This is a genomic window from Pseudomonas sp. RIT409 (assembly GCF_003052515.2).
Lineage (GTDB): Bacteria > Pseudomonadota > Gammaproteobacteria > Pseudomonadales > Pseudomonadaceae > Aquipseudomonas.
Genome location: NZ_QARE02000020.1, coordinates 1 through 16,967 on the forward strand (window position 1 = coordinate 1; position 16,967 = coordinate 16,967).

The window sequence follows — 16,967 nt, forward strand, 5'->3', positions numbered from 1 at the left end:
CAACCCGGCATCGATTACCACGCGGACGCCGTCGATGGTCAGGCTGGTCTCGGCGATGTTCGTCGCCAGCACCACCTTGCGCTTGCCCGCTGGCGCCGGGTCGATGGCCGCGCGCTGTGCACTCAGGTCCAACTCGCCATGCAGCGGACAGAGCATCGCATCACTGCGCTCGCCCAAGGCATCGGCTAACTGTTGATGGACGCGACGAATCTCCGCCTGCCCAGGCAGAAACACCAATAAACTGCCCGATTCATTGCCCAACGCATCAAGCACGGTTTGCACGACACGCGGCTCGATGAACTCGCCCGGCTGAAACGGTCGGCCCCACCGCAGCGCCACCGGAAACATCCGCCCTTCGCTGCTGATCACCGGCGCATCGTCGAGTAGGCTCGACAGCCGCTCGCCTTCGAGGGTCGCCGACATCAGGAGGATTTTCAGCGGTTGCTCGTCCCGGAACAACGCACGGCCGTTGAGGGTCAGCGCCAAAGCAAGATCGGCGTCGAGACTGCGCTCGTGAAATTCGTCGAAGATCAACAGCCCGACGCCTTCCAGGGACGGGTCTTCCTGCAAACGTCGGGTCAGGATGCCTTCGGTCACCACTTCGATACGGGTGGACGGGCCGACCTTGCTCTCCAGTCGAAGCCGGTAGCCCACCGTTTCACCGACTTTTTCCCCCAGCTCCGACGCCAGCCGCTCAGCAGCGGCCCGGGCGGCCAGACGACGGGGTTCGAGCATCAGGATGGTCTGCCCCGCCAGCCACGGCTCCCGCAAGAGCGCGAGGGGAACGCGTGTGGTCTTGCCCGCACCGGGCGGCGCTTCGAGTACCGCTTCGTGACGGTGGACCAAGGCCTGGCGCAGCGCAGGCAGGGCGGCATCGATGGGTAGGAAAATCATGGTGGCTCCAAACACGGGTCGCCGATTATACGGGTCTGGCTCGCGTCTTTGCTTCTCGCGACACCGAACCGTCGCGCTCACGGGATAGTCTTATTGGTTAGGCATTTGCCTTGTATAGTTGCGACTTCCTCTGAGGAGATCTTCATGCGTATTCCTTCCCGTTTGATCGGCGGTGCTCTGGTTGTCAGCCTGCTGGCTCAACTGACCGCTTGCGGCAGCATTTTCTACCCCGAACGCCGCGGCCAGATTCAAGGCAGCGGCCGGATGGACCCCGCAATCGTGGTGCTCGACGCCATCGGTTTGCTGTTCTACATCATCCCCGGCGTGATCGCATTTGGCGTCGATTTCGCCACCGGCGCCATCTACCTGCCCCAAGGCAAACAGGCGCAAGTCGACCCGCAGAAGCTGCAACCCGCCGTGCGTGCGGATGGCACGGTAGACAATGCCAAGTTGCAGGCCATCCTGCAGGCCGAACTGGGCCGCAGCCTGCCATTGGATGACCCACGCCTGATTCAGCACAAAGGCAGCGTGGAGCAACTGGCGTCACTGGGTCTGGTGCCCTCCGCCTGATGATTTACGTCGACTCGCTGAGGAAGCGCCATGAACAGCAGTCCTGAACACGCCCGGTTATTGCGTCTGGCAACGCGAGCCTCGCTGGCGGTGGCCAGTATTCTGGTGATCGCCAAAGCCGTTGCCTGGTGGCTGAGCGGCTCGGTCAGCCTGCTGGCGGGCCTTACCGACTCGCTGCTCGATGGCGCCGCCTCCTTCCTCAACTTGCTGGCGGTGCATTACGCGTTGCGTCCGGCCGATGACGACCATCGTTACGGTCACGGCAAGGCCGAGGCCCTGTCCGGGATGGCGCAATCGTTGTTCATCGCCGTCAGTGCGTGCCTGATCGCCTTTCAAGCAATCGAGCGCATTCAGCACCCCGAGCCGCTGAACGCCCCTGGCTTGGGCATGTTGGTCATGCTGCTGTCGATCGTGCTGACGGTCGCGCTTCTGGCTCTGCAACGCAAAGTGGTCAAGGAGACCGGCTCAGCCGCGATCCGCGCCGACTCGCTGCACTACCGTTCCGACCTGCTGCTCAACGTCAGCATCATGGTGGCGCTGGGCCTGGCCTACTTCGGATACGGCCAACTGGATGCCTGGTTCGGTCTGGCCATCGCCTTCTACATTTTGTGGAGCGCGGTTTCCATCGCTCGCGAGACGGTGTCAGTGCTGATGGACGCGGAACTGGAGCCAGGTGTCAGCGCGAAGATGCTCGAACTGGCGCAAGGTGTCCCCGGCGTGCTCGGCGCCCATGACTTGCGCACACGCATTTCGGGTAACCACTGGTTCGTGCAGTTGCACCTGGAATTGCCCGGCACCTTGACCCTGTCGGTCGCGCATGACCTGTGCGTTCAGGTCGAGCAAGCGATCATCAGCGAATACCCGAAGGCCGAAGTGCTGGTCCACGCCGACCCGCAGGAAGTGGTGAATCAAGCCGGCAGTCCGGTCCTGAATTGAGGGATGGGGCAGCCGTTGCGGGCAGAGACGAGGCCCCGCAACGGCTATGCCCTGACTCACTGCTGAACGCTGTACCCCCGACCCGCGTAGCACCCCGCCATGGCTTGGCGGAATAGTCCGACAACTTCCGGCGCCGGCTGGTAGGTCGCGGTGGACGGATCGAAGTTGCTCTGCTGTATCGCGTACTGATAGCAGTCGTAGCGATCCTGAGCGATCTGCTGCTCGCCCTGACCGTTGGCGGGATAGGCGAGCACTTCATACGGGCTGCCCTGTTGGACCGGCTGCTCAGGGCTGTACACCGGCTCAACGCCCTGCGGCGGTTCGGCCACGACGTATTCCTGGGTGCTTTGCTCATAGGAGTAGTAAGTGCCCGCCGCCAGGAAGAACAGCGCGCTGCCCAGCCAGACCTGTTGGGCATAATCGGGCAGATACCGCACTCGCACGCCCCGTGGTGGCTCGACGACGACGTAACGCGGACCTTGGGGGCGGTACCAGTAGCCACCCGAGTAAAAATAATCATTGCCGCGATAAGGCACGCGAGAGTAACCGCCGGGGATGCGATCGATCTCGTAGCCTGGACGGTAGCGCGGTCCCGAGCCCCAGCCATCGCCATGCCCCCCGGGGTGGCCGACCACGGGCGGGCGATTGTCCCCCCCTCGCCAAGGGTTATCACGGGGCTGATCCCGATAAAAACCCTGGCGCGGCGGTTGCGTCTGAATGGCGGTGTCGGGGCGACTCTGAATGGGCAGGCTGTTCTGGCGGTCTTGCAACTGGCGCTGTTGCAACTGTTGCTGCTGTTGGCGCTGTTGCTGTTGAAGCTGCTCTTGGCGTTGTTGCTGCAACTGCTCCTGACGCTGTTGATTGCGCTCGCGGTCTTGTTGCTGGCGCTGCTGATCGAAGCGCTGCTGCTGTTGCTGCTGGATCTGGCGCTGCTGATTCAACTGCTCCTGCTGGCGCTGCTGCTGGAATTGCTGTTGCTGTTGCTGGCGTTGCTGCTGATCGCGCTGGCGGTCTTCGTTGAAACTGCGCTGCTGATTCTGTTGCTGCTGGCGCTGCATCTCGAAGCCACGCTGCTGTTGCTGACGTTGCTCGTTGCGCTGCTGTTGTTGCTGATTGTTATCGTCGGCCAACACCTGAGCGCTGATGCTCAAGGCCAAAAGACTGACACCTGCCAAACGCCAGATGCGCATGCTCATGCTTTCCTCACTGCGGCGCGGATACCTGATGATAGGACTGCGTAATGGGTGCGCCGTTCGCCGCACTCTATCAGCGAGAAGCATGCCGTGAAACTGCGATGCCCGCGCAGGGAGGGCCGAGGAGGCTCCCGAATCGCGGGCATAAAAAAAGAGGGCTCGTCAGCCCTCTTTTGGATACTTCGCCCTGGCTCGACGCTTTTGACGCCGGCTCACCTCGCATCGTCTTCTGGACAGTGCGTAGCCCGGTGGCCTGGTCAACCCTGTCGGATTGGAGGCCGCGGCTGGCCTGATTGGGCGGGCCGCGCTGGACGCTATGTCCGGGCAGTGATTCTGTTGAAAAGAATAGGCCTACAGGAGCGACAGAGGATTGCGAATGTTGCTGAGGAAAACACCACTTGCGCAATTTTTCCCTTCGGATGAATAATTCGGCGCAATTGATCGAATAAAGGAGTCAGTCGTGAGCAAACTCGACAGATATGACCTGAGTATACTGGCCGAATTGCAGCGCGATGCCCGCATCTCCAATCAGGAGCTGGCCGAGCGCATCGGGCTGTCCCCGTCACCCTGCTCGCGCCGCGTCAAACAGTTGGAGGACGACGGCTACATCGTCCGGCAGGTAGCCCTGCTCGATCGCAAACTGCTGGGGTTGAGCCTGACCGCCTATGTGCTGATCGGCATGGACCGGCACACGCCGGACCGTTTCGAAAACTTTGAACAGCAGATCCGCAACCTGCCGCAAGTGCTGGAATGCAGCCTGGTGACCGGAGTCGACGCCGACTACCAATTGAAAGTGGTCGTGCCGGACATGGAGCACTATCAGAAATTCCTGCTCGGCCACCTCACCCGTATCGATGGCGTGACCAGCGTGCGCTCGAGCTTCGTGCTCAATCAGGTGCTGGCCAGCACCGAATTGCCCTTGGTGCATTTGCGCAACTGAACCCAGTTGCGTTTTTTTGACCTGCTGCCTTACCGATTGGAGACGACCATGGAGCCCGAACTGTTCGAAGAATGGATGATGACCATTCTGGTAACCGTGTTGATCGGCTTCATGGCGTTCATCGTCTGGGACCTGGCGAAGAAATCCAGCGCAGGGCGCTTCGGCACGATCATGCTGTTCGGTGTGCTGGGCCTGGGCGTGCTGGCGTTCGTGATCAAGAGCGCGGTGATCGCCTACCTTGAGCAACACCCGTAACGGCTCACTGGCAACCTCCCGTAAAGCCGTGCTCTCCTAGGCTCGTCAAAGCTTGGCGGGGACTTCTCGCCATTGCCCCTGATCCAGCCCGTCGATGCTCCAGTCGCCAATTCTCACCCTCACCAACCGCAAGGTTGGCAGGCCGACGGCTGCGGTCATCCGGCGCACCTGACGATTGCGACCTTCCTTGATGATCAGTTCCAGCCAATGGGTGGGTACGCTTTTGCGAAAACGCACCGGCGGGTTGCGCGGCCACAGTTCGGGTTCGTCGAGCAGCAGGGCCTGCGCTGGCAAGGTCGGGCCATCGTTCAGCTCGACGCCATCACGCAGCATTTGCAACTGCCTTTCAGACGGCTCGCCTTCGACCTGCACCCAATAGGTTTTCGCTAGTTTGTGCCGGGGATCGGCAATACGCGCTTGCAACTGCCCATCATTGGTCAGCAGTAACAGGCCCTCGCTGTCGCGGTCCAGTCGCCCGGCGGGATAAACGCCTGGGATGTCGATGAAGTCCTTGAGGGTTGCGCGCCCGTGACCATCACTGAACTGGGTCAGCACGTCGAAGGGTTTATTGAACAGAATCAGCCGCGGTTCGGCAGGCGGCGCCTTGGCAACACGACGAGGCGAGCCCGACGGTTTGGGCGCAGGGCGACGGGCAGGGGGGCGAGGGTTGCGGGGCATATCAACTCGAAGCGAGAAAACAGAAAGAGCCACTTTAGTGGCCCTTTCTTCAAACGCCTAGCGAATCAACGGAATGGCGGCTCATCGAAGCTGCGCAATTTGCGCGAGTGCAGCGAGTTGAGCTGGGTCCGCATGAGGTCCAGCGCCGCGATGCCGATCTTCAGGTGCTGGGTCACCGCACGCTCGTAGAAGGCGTTGGCCGAGCCCGGCAATTTGATTTCGCTGTGCAGCGGTTTGTCCGACACGCAAAGCAGCGTCCCGTACGGCACCCGCAAGCGATAACCCTGGGCTGCGATGGTGCCGCTTTCCATGTCCACCGCGACGGCACGGGACAGGTTGATCAACGGTCGCTCCTGAGCCCAGCGCAGTTCCCAGTTACGGTCGTCATAAGTCAACACGGTGCCGGTGCGCAGGCGCTTTTTCAGGTCGTCGCCGCGCTCGCCGGTGACTTGCGCCGCCGACTCCTGCAACGCCAATTGCACCTCGGCCAACGCGGGGATCGGAATGTTCGGCGGTAGCACGCGATCCAGAATGCCGTCACGGCGCATGTAAGCGTGAGCCAGGACGTAATCACCGATGGTCTGCGACTGACGAAGCCCGCCGCAGTGCCCGATCATCAGCCAGCAATGCGGACGCAGCACGGCGAGGTGATCGGTGATGTTCTTCGCGTTGGACGGGCCGACGCCAATGTTGACCAGCGTCACGCCATGACCGTCTTCGGCGATCAAGTGATAGGCCGGCATCTGATAGCGGTGCCAGACCACACTGGAGACGATAGCCTGCGCCTCGCCGTGATCCATGCTCTTGTCCACCACCACGTTTCCGGGCAACACCATCTTCACGAAGCGCGGGTCGTCGCGAAGTTTTTCAAGGCCGTGGACGATGAACTGGTCGACATAGCGGTGATAGTTGGTGAGCAGGATCCACGGCTGCACGTGGCGCCAGTCGCTGCCGGTGTAGTGCACCAGACGGCGCAGAGAGAAGTCCACGCGAGCGGCATCGAACAACGCCAGCGGCAGCGGATCGGTATTGGCCCAGTCGTAGAGGCCGTCGGCGATGCCATCGGTGGCCGCCGACAAATCGGTGCTCGGGAACACCCGCGCCAGCGTCGCCGCCGTCACGCCCGTGCCCGCCAGTTCATCGCCCTGCTCGACGACGTAGGGGTACGGAATGTTTTGCTCGCTGACACCGACCTCGACAGTGACGGTGAAGTCATTCATCAAGGGCGTCAGCTGTTCGATCAGGTATTTGCGAAACGCCGCCGGGTGGGTCACGGTGACGCTGTAGGTCCCGGGCAGTTGAACCTTGGCGTAGGCGCGAGTGGTCAGCGGCACTTCGCCCTGGCAATGGTAGGTCAGGCGCACTTCGGGGTAGCGGAACAGCAGACGCTCGGCGGCGTCGGGCTCGATGCGGTCCTTGAGGTAACGCTTGAGCGCCTGGCTCAACGCGCTGGTCGCACGACCGTGCAGTTCGGCAAGCCGGTCCACGGCTTGCTCGGCAGTTTTTACGACGACAAAAGCTTCAGTCACGATGTGCATCCTTCTGATCTTGCAAGGCTCCATCTTGCCTGCAACGACGAACGAAGGCACGAAATGATGGAAGCCGTACCGCATGCCCCTGCAGGAGCGCGGCCGAGGATTCACGCCACCTGTGGCGAAGACCGGGCGACCAACGCTTCGACATCCACCCCACGCGGCAGCGCGCCGTACACCCGGCCCGGCTGATCGATACGCCCGGCGATGAAACCGTCGCTGACGGCGGAGTTGCCCGCCTCCAGCAACAATTTGGCCTGAAGCGCCACGGCGATGTCTTCGGTCAACTGCCGTGCGCGGTACTGGATGTCAGCGGTGTCGCTGAACGCCGCCTTCAACCTTTCGATGTGGGAAGCCAGCCGTCGATCGCCATGACCGTCGCCCAATTCGTCGAACAGCGCATCGAGCACGCCCGGCTCTTTGGACAGCGCCCGCAGCACATCCAGGCATTGCACGTTGCCCGAACCTTCCCACGTCGAATTGACCGGAGCTTCCCGGTACAGGCGTGGGAGGATCGTGTCTTCGACATAGCCTGCGCCGCCCATGCATTCAGCGGCTTCGTTGATCATCGCAGGGGCACGTTTGCAGATCCAATATTTGCCCACCGCCGTGACCAACCGGGCAAAACGTGCCTCATGGGCATCCTCGAGCCGCTCCAGCGAGCGTCCCATGCGCATGCTCAACGCCAGCGCCGCCTCGCTTTCCAGGGCCAAATCCGCCAACACGTTCTGCATCAAAGGCTGCTCGTTCAGCAACCGGCCGCTGACACGACGATGCGCGCAATGATGCGCGGCCTGGGTGAGGGCCTGACGCATCAGGGCGCTGGAGCCGGTCATGCAATCGAAACGGGTCATGGCGACCATTTCGATGATGGTGGGCACGCCCCGCCCCTCCTCACCGACCATCCAGGCCAAGGCGCCGCGGAACTCCACTTCGCTGGACGCATTCGACCAGTTGCCCAGCTTGTTCTTCAGGCGCTGTATGTAGAACTCGTTGCGCGTGTCGTCTGGACGATGGCGTGGCAGCAGAAAGCAGGTCAGGCCTTTGTCGGTCTGCGCGAGGGTGAGAAAGGCGTCGCACATCGGCGCCGAACAGAACCACTTGTGCCCTACCAGCTCATAGGCCTGGCCTGGGCCAGGCTGGCCGACCGGGTAGGCCCGCGTGGTGTTCGCCCGCACATCGGTGCCGCCCTGTTTTTCGGTCATGGCCATGCCAATGGTGACCCCGGCCTTGTGGGCGACGCCGACGTTGCGCGGATCGTAGTGAGTGGCGAGGATTTTTGGCAGCCAGGTCTCGGCCAGATCGGGCTGCAAACGGAGCGCGGGGACGCTGGCGAACGTCATGGTCAGCGGGCACCCACTGCCCGCTTCGGCCTGCGAATGGAGATAGCTCATGGCTGCGCGGGCGACATGCGCTCCGCCCTGCGGATCGGTCCATGGCAGCGAAGGAATGCCATGCTCGACAGCGGTTTGCATCAACTGATGATAGGCCGGGTGAAACTCCACCAGATCGATGCGATGCCCATAGCGATCATGGCTGGCGAACACCGGTTTGTTCTGGTTCGCCAGAAAACCCGCTTCCATCAGCGGGCCACCGGCCAGCGCGCCATAGGCATCGATCCGGGCCTCGGCCCAACCGGCCCCGAAGCGTCGCGACCACTCTTGAAGCGGCAGGTCAATGCGATAGAGATTGACCCCCTCCAGCGACGGCGGCTGGTTAGTGACTTCATGGGTCTCAGCGAACTGATGCAGGTTCATGGCGGGCTCCGGTTCGTTCGGCAGATGCCCTCAGTGAAACACGCACCCAAACGCGAAAGAAGTGCCATAGACGACTAAATCTCGGCGCTTTCGCCCTCCGGCGCGGGGTCATGCGCGGCGCTCGCCCGTGCCGTGCGGTCCTTCTTCGCTCAAGTCACCGGCAACGCCGCGCGCTGCACGTCCAGGCTGAGGCGAAACTGGCTGCCATTGCCCGGCTCGGATTGATGACTCAGACGCCCGCCCTGGAGCTCGATCAATTGCCGACAGATCGCCAGCCCGATGCCGAGCCCGCCGTATTCCCGAGTCATGGAGCCGTCGACTTGGTAGAAGTTGGCATAGAGCGTCTCTTCATCCAACCGGGCAAAGCCGATACCGGTGTCGATGACATCCAGCACCAGCCGCACATCCCGGTCATTGATGACGTGGCCGCTCACGCGGACACGAATCGACCCGGCCTTGGTGAACTTGATTGCATTGTCCAGCAGGCAATCCAGGCATTGGCGCAAGCGAAGGGCATCGCCGTGCAGACTGTCAGGCAGCGTTTCGTCGATCTCGATGTTCAACGCGAGCGACTTGTCTCGCGCCAAGGGCTCGAACGTGCTGCGCACCTGAAACAGCAGATGACGCAGGCTAAACGTCGCGTTTTGCACGGCGATGCGCCGAGCCTGCAGCTCAGTGAGGGTGAGAATGCCGTTGACGATGCCCATCATGTTTTGCGCGGAGTCCGCGGCGGTCTGGCGATAGAGTTCGATTTCGTCCTGGTCACTCTCCATTTGCATCAGCTCCAGGGAGCCGATCACACCGTTCATGGGCGTTCGCAGTTCATGGGTCAAGGTGGCGAGGAACTCATCTTTCAAGCGGTTGCTGACTGCGAGTTGCTGGTTGAGCTTTTCGAGGTCCTGGCTGGACTGGGCCATGATTTGCGCCTGGCGTTCGCGCAAGGTGTTGATGCGATCGGCCAATGCCAGCGACAGCAGTGCAACCTCCACCACCGAGCCGATCTGGCTGGCGTACATGGTCCAGAAGTTGTTCGGCAGATGCCCCAGCAGCATCGTGGCGTTGACGACGCCCCCCAGCAGAAACGCTGACCAGGCAACGATGAAATAGCGCGCCACGCGGCGGCCTCGAAGCCAGGCAACCACGCCAATCAACAGGATCACCGGGGTGAACACCAGCACCAGCGCGGTGACCAGGCGCAAAGCGATGCCGTAATCCATGCACAACGCAAGCACCATGATGATTGCGGCGCAGACCATGGTGAGTACCAAAGGAACGTCCAGCCAAGGTCCCAACCGTGGGGTCTGCAGGAACTTGCGCGCGAACTGACTGGCAAAGAGGAGCGCTGCCGCCATCAGGAAGGTCGTCGAGGTGTTCGCCCACCAAGGGTTGTCTGGCCAGAAGTACTCGATGCCCGCGCCGTTGACCGAGACCTGATACAGGCCGAAGCAGACGATATAGAGGATGTAATAGAGGTAGCTGGTATCCCGCACGCTCAGGTAAATGAACAGGTTGTACACCAGCATCACGGCCAGCACGCCGTAGATCATGCCGAGAATGTAGAACCGTGAGGGCTGCTCTTCGATGTAGGCGTGGCTGGCCCAGAGGTTCAGCGGTGCCTGCAATGAGCCATGGCTGGCCACTCGAATATAGGCGGTCTTGGTGTCATGGGGCTTGAGGTCGAGGTCGAACAGGTAGTTGTTTTGCCTGATCTGACGGCTGGAAAACGGCAGCGTGTCCCCGGTCTGCCACGTCAGGCTGGGTATTGCGCCCTCGCTGGCGAGATAAAGGTCGACATGGTCCATGGGCGGATAGGCCAATTCCAGCAACCAGTCCGTGGCCGCCACGGGATTGAGTGGTCTGTAGGTCAAATCCACTTTCAACCAATACGCCGAACGGGAATACCCGGCATTCAGCGCGCTGGCGTTCAACGCCTGAAACTTCGCCCGCCCTTGGGGAGAGGCGACCTCTTCGATGGTGGCTGCGCCGGTGGGGTCTTCATAAACCAGGGTCGCCGGGCCTAGCGGCAAATTGCGTGTGTCTTCATTGAAATCCACGGCGCTGACCAGCATCGGCACCAGCATCAGCAACCCGATCAGAAGAAAACGCATGGGAAACCGCCCGTTTCAGCGTGGGCGGCGTCGCAGATTTCCCGAACCATTGAAGGCGACATTTTGTTCCGGGATGCCCCGGCCAACTGGGATAGCGGGCAACGCACTTGCTTTTTCTCTGATGGCAGGAAGAACACAGCTAAGCGAAAGCATAGCGTTTGATAGCTGGATGACACTATTTAAATCGTCACACATCTGCCTTTCCTTAACCTTTCATGACCACCGTTCATCTTTCTTCTCAAAGACCCGGTCTAGAGGGGTTCGGCTTGAGATCCGGAAAATTGTGATACCCACCATCGGCCCGACAAAAGCTTTAGTGGTAAGCTCGCGCACCATGACTATCTATAGCTCCCGCCCCGTTGTCCTCTGTCTCTCCGGCCACGACCCCAGTGGCGGCGCCGGTTTGCAGGCAGATATCGAAGCCCTGCTCGCCCAAGGTTGCCACGCCGCCCCTGCGGTCACTGCCCTGACGGTGCAAGACACCGTGAACGTCACCGATTTTCGGGTGCTGGATCGCGAATGGGTGCTGGCCCAAGCCCATGCCGTGCTCAACGACTCGACAGTGGCTGCCGTCAAGCTGGGCATGCTCGGCTCGCTGGAAATGGTCGACACCGTCGTCGAATTGCTGCAAGCCAACCCGCATCTGCCGCTGGTCTGCGACCCGGTGCTGCGGGCCGGTGGCGGCGGCCGTTTGGGCAAGGACGAAGTGGGCTATGCCATGCGCGAACGCCTGTTACCATTAGCCACCATCGCCACGCCGAACCTGCCCGAAGCGCGTATTCTCGCCGAGCTGCCAGAAGGCACTGCCGACGAGTGCGCCGACAAGCTGCTGCCCTTCTGTGGACATTTGCTGATCACCGGAGGCCACGGCGATGAGCATGAAGTCCACAACCGTCTCTACACCCGCAATGGCCCGTCGCGCACCTTTACCTGTCAGCGTTTACCTGGCAGCTACCACGGTTCCGGCTGCACCCTGGCCAGCGCCCTCGCCGGTCGACTGGCACTGGGTCAGGACGTGCTGGGCGCTGTGGAAACAGCCCTGGACTACACTTGGCGCACCTTGCGCGACGCTGAACAACTGGGCAAAGGCCAGTTCGTGCCGCGTCGCCTGCCACTGGATTTCTGCTCGTAACGCCACGAACAAGAGGCACCCCTGATGAAACTGCGTGGCTTGTACGCCGTGACCGACAGCCAACTGTTGGCCGGAAAATTCCTCGCTTATGTCGAAGCCGCCCTCGACGGTGGCGTGACGCTGCTGCAATACCGCGACAAGTCCGGCGACGAAACCCGTCGACTGCGCGAAGCCTCGGAACTGCTCAAATTGTGTGAGCGCTACAAGACCCGCCTGATCATCAACGACGACGCTGAAGTCGCCGCACGTCTGGGCGTCGGCGTGCACCTTGGCCAGACCGACGGCTCGCTGCCCGATGCCCGTGCTTTGCTTGGCCATAAAGCTATCGTCGGCGCGACCTGCCATGCGCAGATCGAACTGGCCGAAAAAGCCAAGGCAGACGGGGCGACCTACGTGGCCTTCGGCCGCTTCTTCAATTCCACCACCAAGCCGGGCGCCCCGGCGTGCAGCCTCGACATGCTGGCGCAGGCGCGCAAGCGAATCTCGCTGCCGATCGCCGTCATTGGCGGGATCACCTTGGAAAACGCCGCGCCGCTGGTGGCGCAGGGGGCTGACTTGCTGGCGGTGGTGCAAGGTTTGTTCGGCGCTGAAACCACTCAGGAAGTCACCCGTCGCGCTCGCGCCTTCAACGACTTGTTCAAATCGGCCTGATTCCACATCGGGCCGGTTCACCTCTTTCGATTCAAACAGAGACCTCATCATGTCCCGTTCTGAAACCCTGTTCGCCAACGCCCAGAAGCACATCCCCGGCGGCGTCAACTCGCCGGTTCGCGCCTTCAAGAGCGTCGGCGGTACGCCACTGTTCTTCAAACATGCAGCCGGCGCCTACGTCACCGATGAAGACGACAAGCGCTACGTCGATTACGTTGGCTCATGGGGGCCGATGATTCTCGGCCACAGCCACCCCGACGTGCTGGAAGCCGTGCGTAAGCAACTGGAACATGGCCTGTCCTACGGCGCGCCGACCGCCATGGAAACCGAAATGGCGGACCTTGTGTGCTCCATCGTCCCCTCCATGGAGATGGTGCGCATGGTCAGTTCCGGCACCGAAGCCACGATGAGCGCGATTCGTCTGGCGCGTGGCTACACGGGCCGCGACAGCATCATCAAATTCGAGGGTTGTTATCACGGGCACTCCGACAGCCTGCTGGTCAAGGCCGGTTCCGGGGCGCTGACGCTGGGCGTTCCCAGCTCGCCAGGCGTCCCGGCGGCATTCGCCAAACACACGCTGACCCTGCCGTTCAACGACATTGACGCGGTCAACGCAATGCTCGCGGATGTGGGCCAGGAAGTGGCCTGCATCATCGTCGAACCCGTCGCCGGAAACATGAACTGCGTGCCACCAGCCCCCGGCTTTCTGCAAGGCCTGCGCGACGCCTGCGACAAGCATGGCGTGGTGCTGATCTTCGATGAAGTCATGACCGGGTTTCGTGTGGCCCTCGGTGGCGCGCAGGCCCACTATGGCGTCACCCCGGACCTGAGCACGTTCGGCAAGATCATCGGCGGCGGCATGCCCGTGGGTTGCTTCGGCGGCAAACGCGAAATCATGTCGCATATCGCTCCACTGGGCCCCGTTTACCAGGCGGGCACCCTCTCGGGTAACCCATTGGCGATGGCCGCGGGCCTGACGACGCTGCGCCTGATCAGCCGTCCGAATTTTCACGATGAACTGACGGCCTACACCACGCGCCTGCTCGACGGCCTGCAGCAGCGTGCCGACGCTGCCGGCATTCCGTTCACCACCACCCAGGCAGGCGGCATGTTCGGCCTGTATTTCACCGACGCGAAAGCAATCGTCACCTTCCAGGACGTGATGAGCAGCGACGCCGAGCGCTTCAAACGCTTCTTCCACTTGATGCTCGAGGGTGGGGTGTATCTGGCGCCAAGTGCGTTCGAGGCAGGGTTCACCTCCATCGCCCATGGCGATGCAGAGCTGCAACTGACGCTGGAAGCCGCTGAGAAAGCATTTGCGCAGCTGAAATAACCTCGCTGCCATTGTAGGAGCGTGGCTTGCCTCTGGGCCGCATTCGGATGATCGGCTGCGAAGCCGTCGTAAAACCGATCAACCCGGGGAGTCAGTAAGCCGGGTGTTCAGGCTTTGCAACCGGTCCCCGGCAGATCGCCCGAGTACGGCCCACAGACAGCCACGCTCCTACAGAGTCCAGTAAGGTATTTGCAGTTGATTTGGGTTGTTTCTGCGTTATTTTGTTGAATCGTTATATCCGCACGTCGGATTGAGCGCCTGAAGTCAGGCCAATCAAGGCCGTGCGGCAGAATTTGTGCAAAGACTTTGTAAGGTAGGCCCCGCTTATTTCATAATGCGCAGCCAGCACGTTCAGCTGGACGGGCATTACCCGCACCTTTTTCAGAGGTAAGTCGACTTCCATGAATCGCACCGGCCGCACCCTTGCATTGGGCTGCCTGTTGCTTCTTCATCCCCTGCTGGCGAATGCAGGTGGCAACTCGTTGTTAATCCCAGCGGTGGGTCGCTGCACCCTGAACACCCAGCCAGACAACCTGCCCGCAGCGTTAGCGGCTTGCCAGCAGGCGGCGCAGAGTGGGGATGCACAAGCGCAATACGAGTTGGGACAGTTCTATTACGACGGCAAGAATGCGCCGCGTGATCTCACTCAGGCACTCAACTACTTCGAACAGGCCTCTTTGCAGGGCCATGCACAGGCGCAATATCAATTGGGTCTGATGTTTTTCCGTGGCGAAGGGGTACAGGCCAATAACATTCAGGCTTACATCGTGCTGAAGATGGCCGCGGTCAATGGCTCCGAAGACGCGCTGGACGAAGCCGACGAAGTGTCCGGGCAAATGAAGAAGGAAGACCTGGACGTCGCCACCCAGGTGCTGGGGCAAATCTTCCGTAAATACCTGCTGGAACTGCAAACCGCTGAAGGGCGCACGCCTTTCGCACCCTTCCCTGACACCAGCAAGCCCTGATCGAGCCGCTTACTTTTCCGGCATCGGCATCGGAAACGGCATGACGTTGCCGGTCGGGCGCGCTTCACTGATTTTCGCGGTGCCCATGCGCTCCACCTCATCGATACGCACGATCGAGTGCATTGGCACGAAACTGCGCACTACGCCATCGAACTGCGCCTTGAGCTTCTCCTCGCTCGGATCGACGACCACCGTGGTCCGCTCGCCGAAGACAAATTCCTCGACTTCCAGGAAGCCCCACAGATCGCTTTGATAGATCTGCTTGGCGTACATCTCGTACACCTGGCCCTGGTTGAGAAAAATTACCTTGTAGATTGGAGCTTCGCGTTTGGTCATGACAGGCAGGCAATGATCGGTGTTTTGAAAAGGGCGCGAACTATAGCACGCCGCTCGTTAGGCGACGCTAGGAACCCAGGGCTCGGGTCACTATAATGCGCGGTTCTTCGAATCACCTGATAAATCCGAACCCGCATGGCCAAGAAGCTTTACATCGAAACCCACGGTTGCCAGATGAACGAGTACGACAGCTCGCGCATGGTCGATCTGCTGGGCGAACATCAAGCGCTGGAAGTCACCGCTCGCGCGGAAGATGCCGACGTGATCCTGCTCAATACCTGCTCGATCCGCGAACGCGCCCAGGATCGCGTGTACTCCCAGCTAGGCCGCTGGCGTGAGCTGAAACTGGCCAATCCGGAAATGGTGATCGCCGTGGGCGGCTGCGTGGCCAGCCAGGAGGGCGAGGCCATTCGCGACCGTGCGCCCTATGTCGACGTGGTCTTCGGCCCCCAGACCCTTCATCGCCTGCCCGAGATGATCGACGCAGCGCGGGTCACCCGGCTCCCGCAAGTGGATATCTCGTTTCCTGAAATCGAGAAGTTCGACCATCTGCCCGAGCCCCGCGTCGATGGCCCGAGCGCGTACGTCTCGGTGATGGAAGGCTGCAGTAAATACTGCACGTTCTGCGTGGTGCCCTACACCCGCGGCGAGGAAGTCAGCCGCCCGTTCGACGACGTGATCACCGAGGTCTTCCATCTCGCGGAAAACGGCGTGCGTGAAGTGACCCTTTTGGGCCAGAACGTGAATGGCTATCGCGGCACCACCCACGACGGGCGCGTGGCCGATCTGGCCGAGCTGATTCGCGTGGTCGCCGCCATCGACGGCATCGACCGGATTCGCTACACCACCTCGCACCCGCTGGAGTTTTCAGACAGCCTGATTCAGGCCCATGCCGAAGTGCCGGAATTGGTCAAACACCTGCACCTGCCAGTGCAATCGGGTTCCGACCGCATTCTGGCGGCCATGAAGCGCAACCACACCGTGCTGGAATACAAATCCCGCTTGCGCAAACTCCGCGCCGCTGTGCCAGATATCTGCATCAGTTCCGACTTCATCGTCGGCTTTCCCGGCGAGACCGAGAAAGACCATCAGCAGACCCTGAAGCTGGTGGAAGAGGTCGGTATGGATTTCTCCTACTCCTTCGTCTACAGCCAGCGCCCGGGGACCCCGGCAGCCGACCTGCACGACGACACCCCGGAAGAGGTGAAGAAGGAGCGTTTGAAACAGCTGCAACTGCTGATCGATCGCCAAGGCTTCGAAATCAGCCGCCGCATGGCGGGCACGGTGCAACGCATCCTGGTCACCGATTATTCGAAAAAAGACCCGGGAGAACTCCAGGGGCGCACCGAGAACAACCGCATCGTCAACTTCCGTTGTGACAACCCGAAGATGATCGGGCAGTTCGTTGACGTGTACATCGACAGCGCACAACCGCACTCGCTGCGCGGTTCGCTGTTGCAATAGGGACAGACGCCGCAAGCCAGCGATGGCGCAAAATCCTGTAGGAGCGCGCTTGCCCGCGACCATGGTGTTTCAGACAAAACACTGCTGGCTGACAGAAAGCTATCGCGGGCAAGCGCGCTCCTACGGGTTTTATCGCAATATCCAATCCGACCATTAGTAAGTGGGCCCTTTCGGACACTGCCCACAGGGGTTATCCTTCATTCCACATTCATTGCCGTCGGGC

General features: G+C 61.2%; 17 protein-coding genes. 10 read left to right on the plus strand and 7 right to left on the minus strand.

Features of this window, described 5'->3' with window-relative positions:
• On the minus strand, nucleotides 1–894 hold an 894-nt coding region (locus DBP26_RS21315), incomplete at its 3' end, for a DEAD/DEAH box helicase (RefSeq protein WP_146752956.1).
• Between the two features lie 144 nt (nucleotides 895–1,038).
• On the opposite strand from DBP26_RS21315, the gene DBP26_RS21320 reads away from it, so the two are divergent.
• Both DBP26_RS21320 and DBP26_RS21325 read left to right on the plus strand, forming a co-directional pair.
• A complete protein-coding gene (locus DBP26_RS21320) occupies nucleotides 1,039–1,464 on the plus strand; it encodes a polyribonucleotide nucleotidyltransferase (protein WP_108239595.1) in 426 nt (141 codons plus the stop codon).
• Between the two features lie 30 nt (nucleotides 1,465–1,494).
• A complete protein-coding gene (locus DBP26_RS21325; protein WP_108239594.1) occupies nucleotides 1,495–2,400 on the plus strand; it encodes a cation diffusion facilitator family transporter in 906 nt (301 codons plus the stop codon).
• A 56-nt stretch (nucleotides 2,401–2,456) separates the two neighbouring features.
• Here the strand turns inward: DBP26_RS21325 and DBP26_RS21330 are convergent, their stop codons facing one another.
• Complete coding sequence (locus tag DBP26_RS21330; RefSeq protein WP_108576140.1) at nucleotides 2,457–3,035, minus strand: DUF6515 family protein; 579 nt, start codon at nucleotides 3,033–3,035, stop codon at nucleotides 2,457–2,459.
• 153 nt (nucleotides 3,036–3,188) lie between these two features.
• Here DBP26_RS21330 and DBP26_RS21335 point away from each other — a divergent pair, with 153 nt between their 5' ends.
• The 3 genes from DBP26_RS21335 (at nucleotide 3,189) to DBP26_RS21345 (ending at nucleotide 4,788) form a co-directional block, all read left to right on the plus strand.
• Nucleotides 3,189–3,641 (plus strand): hypothetical protein, encoded by a 453-nt coding sequence (locus tag DBP26_RS21335; protein ID WP_256601891.1) that lies wholly within the window; start codon nucleotides 3,189–3,191, stop codon nucleotides 3,639–3,641.
• 412 nt (nucleotides 3,642–4,053) lie between these two features.
• On the plus strand, nucleotides 4,054–4,533 hold the full coding sequence (locus DBP26_RS21340; protein ID WP_108239592.1) for an Lrp/AsnC family transcriptional regulator: 480 nt from the start codon (nucleotides 4,054–4,056) through the stop codon (nucleotides 4,531–4,533).
• A 48-nt stretch (nucleotides 4,534–4,581) separates the two neighbouring features.
• Entirely contained in the window at nucleotides 4,582–4,788 is a 207-nt protein-coding gene (locus tag DBP26_RS21345; RefSeq protein ID WP_108239603.1) for a DUF2788 domain-containing protein, read from the plus strand.
• A gap of 45 nt (nucleotides 4,789–4,833) precedes the next feature.
• Here DBP26_RS21345 and DBP26_RS21350 read toward each other — a convergent pair whose 3' ends face one another.
• The 4 genes from DBP26_RS21350 to DBP26_RS21365 form a co-directional block, all read right to left on the minus strand.
• Nucleotides 4,834–5,466: a pseudouridine synthase gene (locus DBP26_RS21350; RefSeq protein ID WP_108239591.1), complete on the minus strand. Its 633-nt coding sequence runs from the start codon at nucleotides 5,464–5,466 to the stop codon at nucleotides 4,834–4,836.
• 65 nt (nucleotides 5,467–5,531) lie between these two features.
• A complete protein-coding gene (gene amn, locus DBP26_RS21355; protein WP_177411108.1) occupies nucleotides 5,532–7,028 on the minus strand; it encodes an AMP nucleosidase in 1,497 nt (498 codons plus the stop codon).
• A 77-nt stretch (nucleotides 7,029–7,105) separates the two neighbouring features.
• Nucleotides 7,106–8,755 (minus strand): acyl-CoA dehydrogenase family protein, encoded by a 1,650-nt coding sequence (locus tag DBP26_RS21360; RefSeq protein WP_108239590.1) that lies wholly within the window; start codon nucleotides 8,753–8,755, stop codon nucleotides 7,106–7,108.
• Nucleotides 8,756–8,904: 149 nt separating this feature from the next.
• A complete protein-coding gene (locus DBP26_RS21365) occupies nucleotides 8,905–10,863 on the minus strand; it encodes a hybrid sensor histidine kinase/response regulator (RefSeq protein WP_108239589.1) in 1,959 nt (652 codons plus the stop codon).
• A 334-nt stretch (nucleotides 10,864–11,197) separates the two neighbouring features.
• On the opposite strand from DBP26_RS21365, the gene DBP26_RS21370 reads away from it, so the two are divergent.
• The 4 genes from DBP26_RS21370 (at nucleotide 11,198) to DBP26_RS21385 (ending at nucleotide 14,944) form a co-directional block, all read left to right on the plus strand.
• Complete coding sequence (locus tag DBP26_RS21370; RefSeq protein ID WP_108239588.1) at nucleotides 11,198–11,995, plus strand: hydroxymethylpyrimidine/phosphomethylpyrimidine kinase; 798 nt, start codon at nucleotides 11,198–11,200, stop codon at nucleotides 11,993–11,995.
• A gap of 24 nt (nucleotides 11,996–12,019) precedes the next feature.
• Nucleotides 12,020–12,646, plus strand: a complete 627-nt coding sequence (gene thiE / locus DBP26_RS21375) for a thiamine phosphate synthase (RefSeq protein ID WP_108239587.1) — start codon at nucleotides 12,020–12,022, stop codon at nucleotides 12,644–12,646.
• Between the two features lie 49 nt (nucleotides 12,647–12,695).
• Nucleotides 12,696–13,979, plus strand: coding sequence for a glutamate-1-semialdehyde 2,1-aminomutase (gene hemL, locus DBP26_RS21380; protein ID WP_108239586.1), 1,284 nt, complete (start codon nucleotides 12,696–12,698; stop codon nucleotides 13,977–13,979).
• A 401-nt stretch (nucleotides 13,980–14,380) separates the two neighbouring features.
• Nucleotides 14,381–14,944 carry a tetratricopeptide repeat protein gene (locus DBP26_RS21385; RefSeq protein WP_108239585.1) on the plus strand — a complete coding sequence of 188 codons (564 nt, stop codon included), beginning with the start codon at nucleotides 14,381–14,383 and terminating at the stop codon, nucleotides 14,942–14,944.
• A 9-nt stretch (nucleotides 14,945–14,953) separates the two neighbouring features.
• On the opposite strand, the gene DBP26_RS21390 is transcribed toward DBP26_RS21385, so the two are convergent.
• Nucleotides 14,954–15,280, minus strand: a complete 327-nt coding sequence (locus DBP26_RS21390) for a DUF1820 family protein (RefSeq protein ID WP_108239584.1) — start codon at nucleotides 15,278–15,280, stop codon at nucleotides 14,954–14,956.
• Between the two features lie 135 nt (nucleotides 15,281–15,415).
• Between DBP26_RS21390 and miaB the strand changes: the two genes are divergently transcribed.
• Nucleotides 15,416–16,744, plus strand: a complete 1,329-nt coding sequence (gene miaB, locus DBP26_RS21395) for a tRNA (N6-isopentenyl adenosine(37)-C2)-methylthiotransferase MiaB (protein WP_108239583.1) — start codon at nucleotides 15,416–15,418, stop codon at nucleotides 16,742–16,744.
• Nucleotides 16,745–16,967 lie beyond the last annotated feature (223 nt).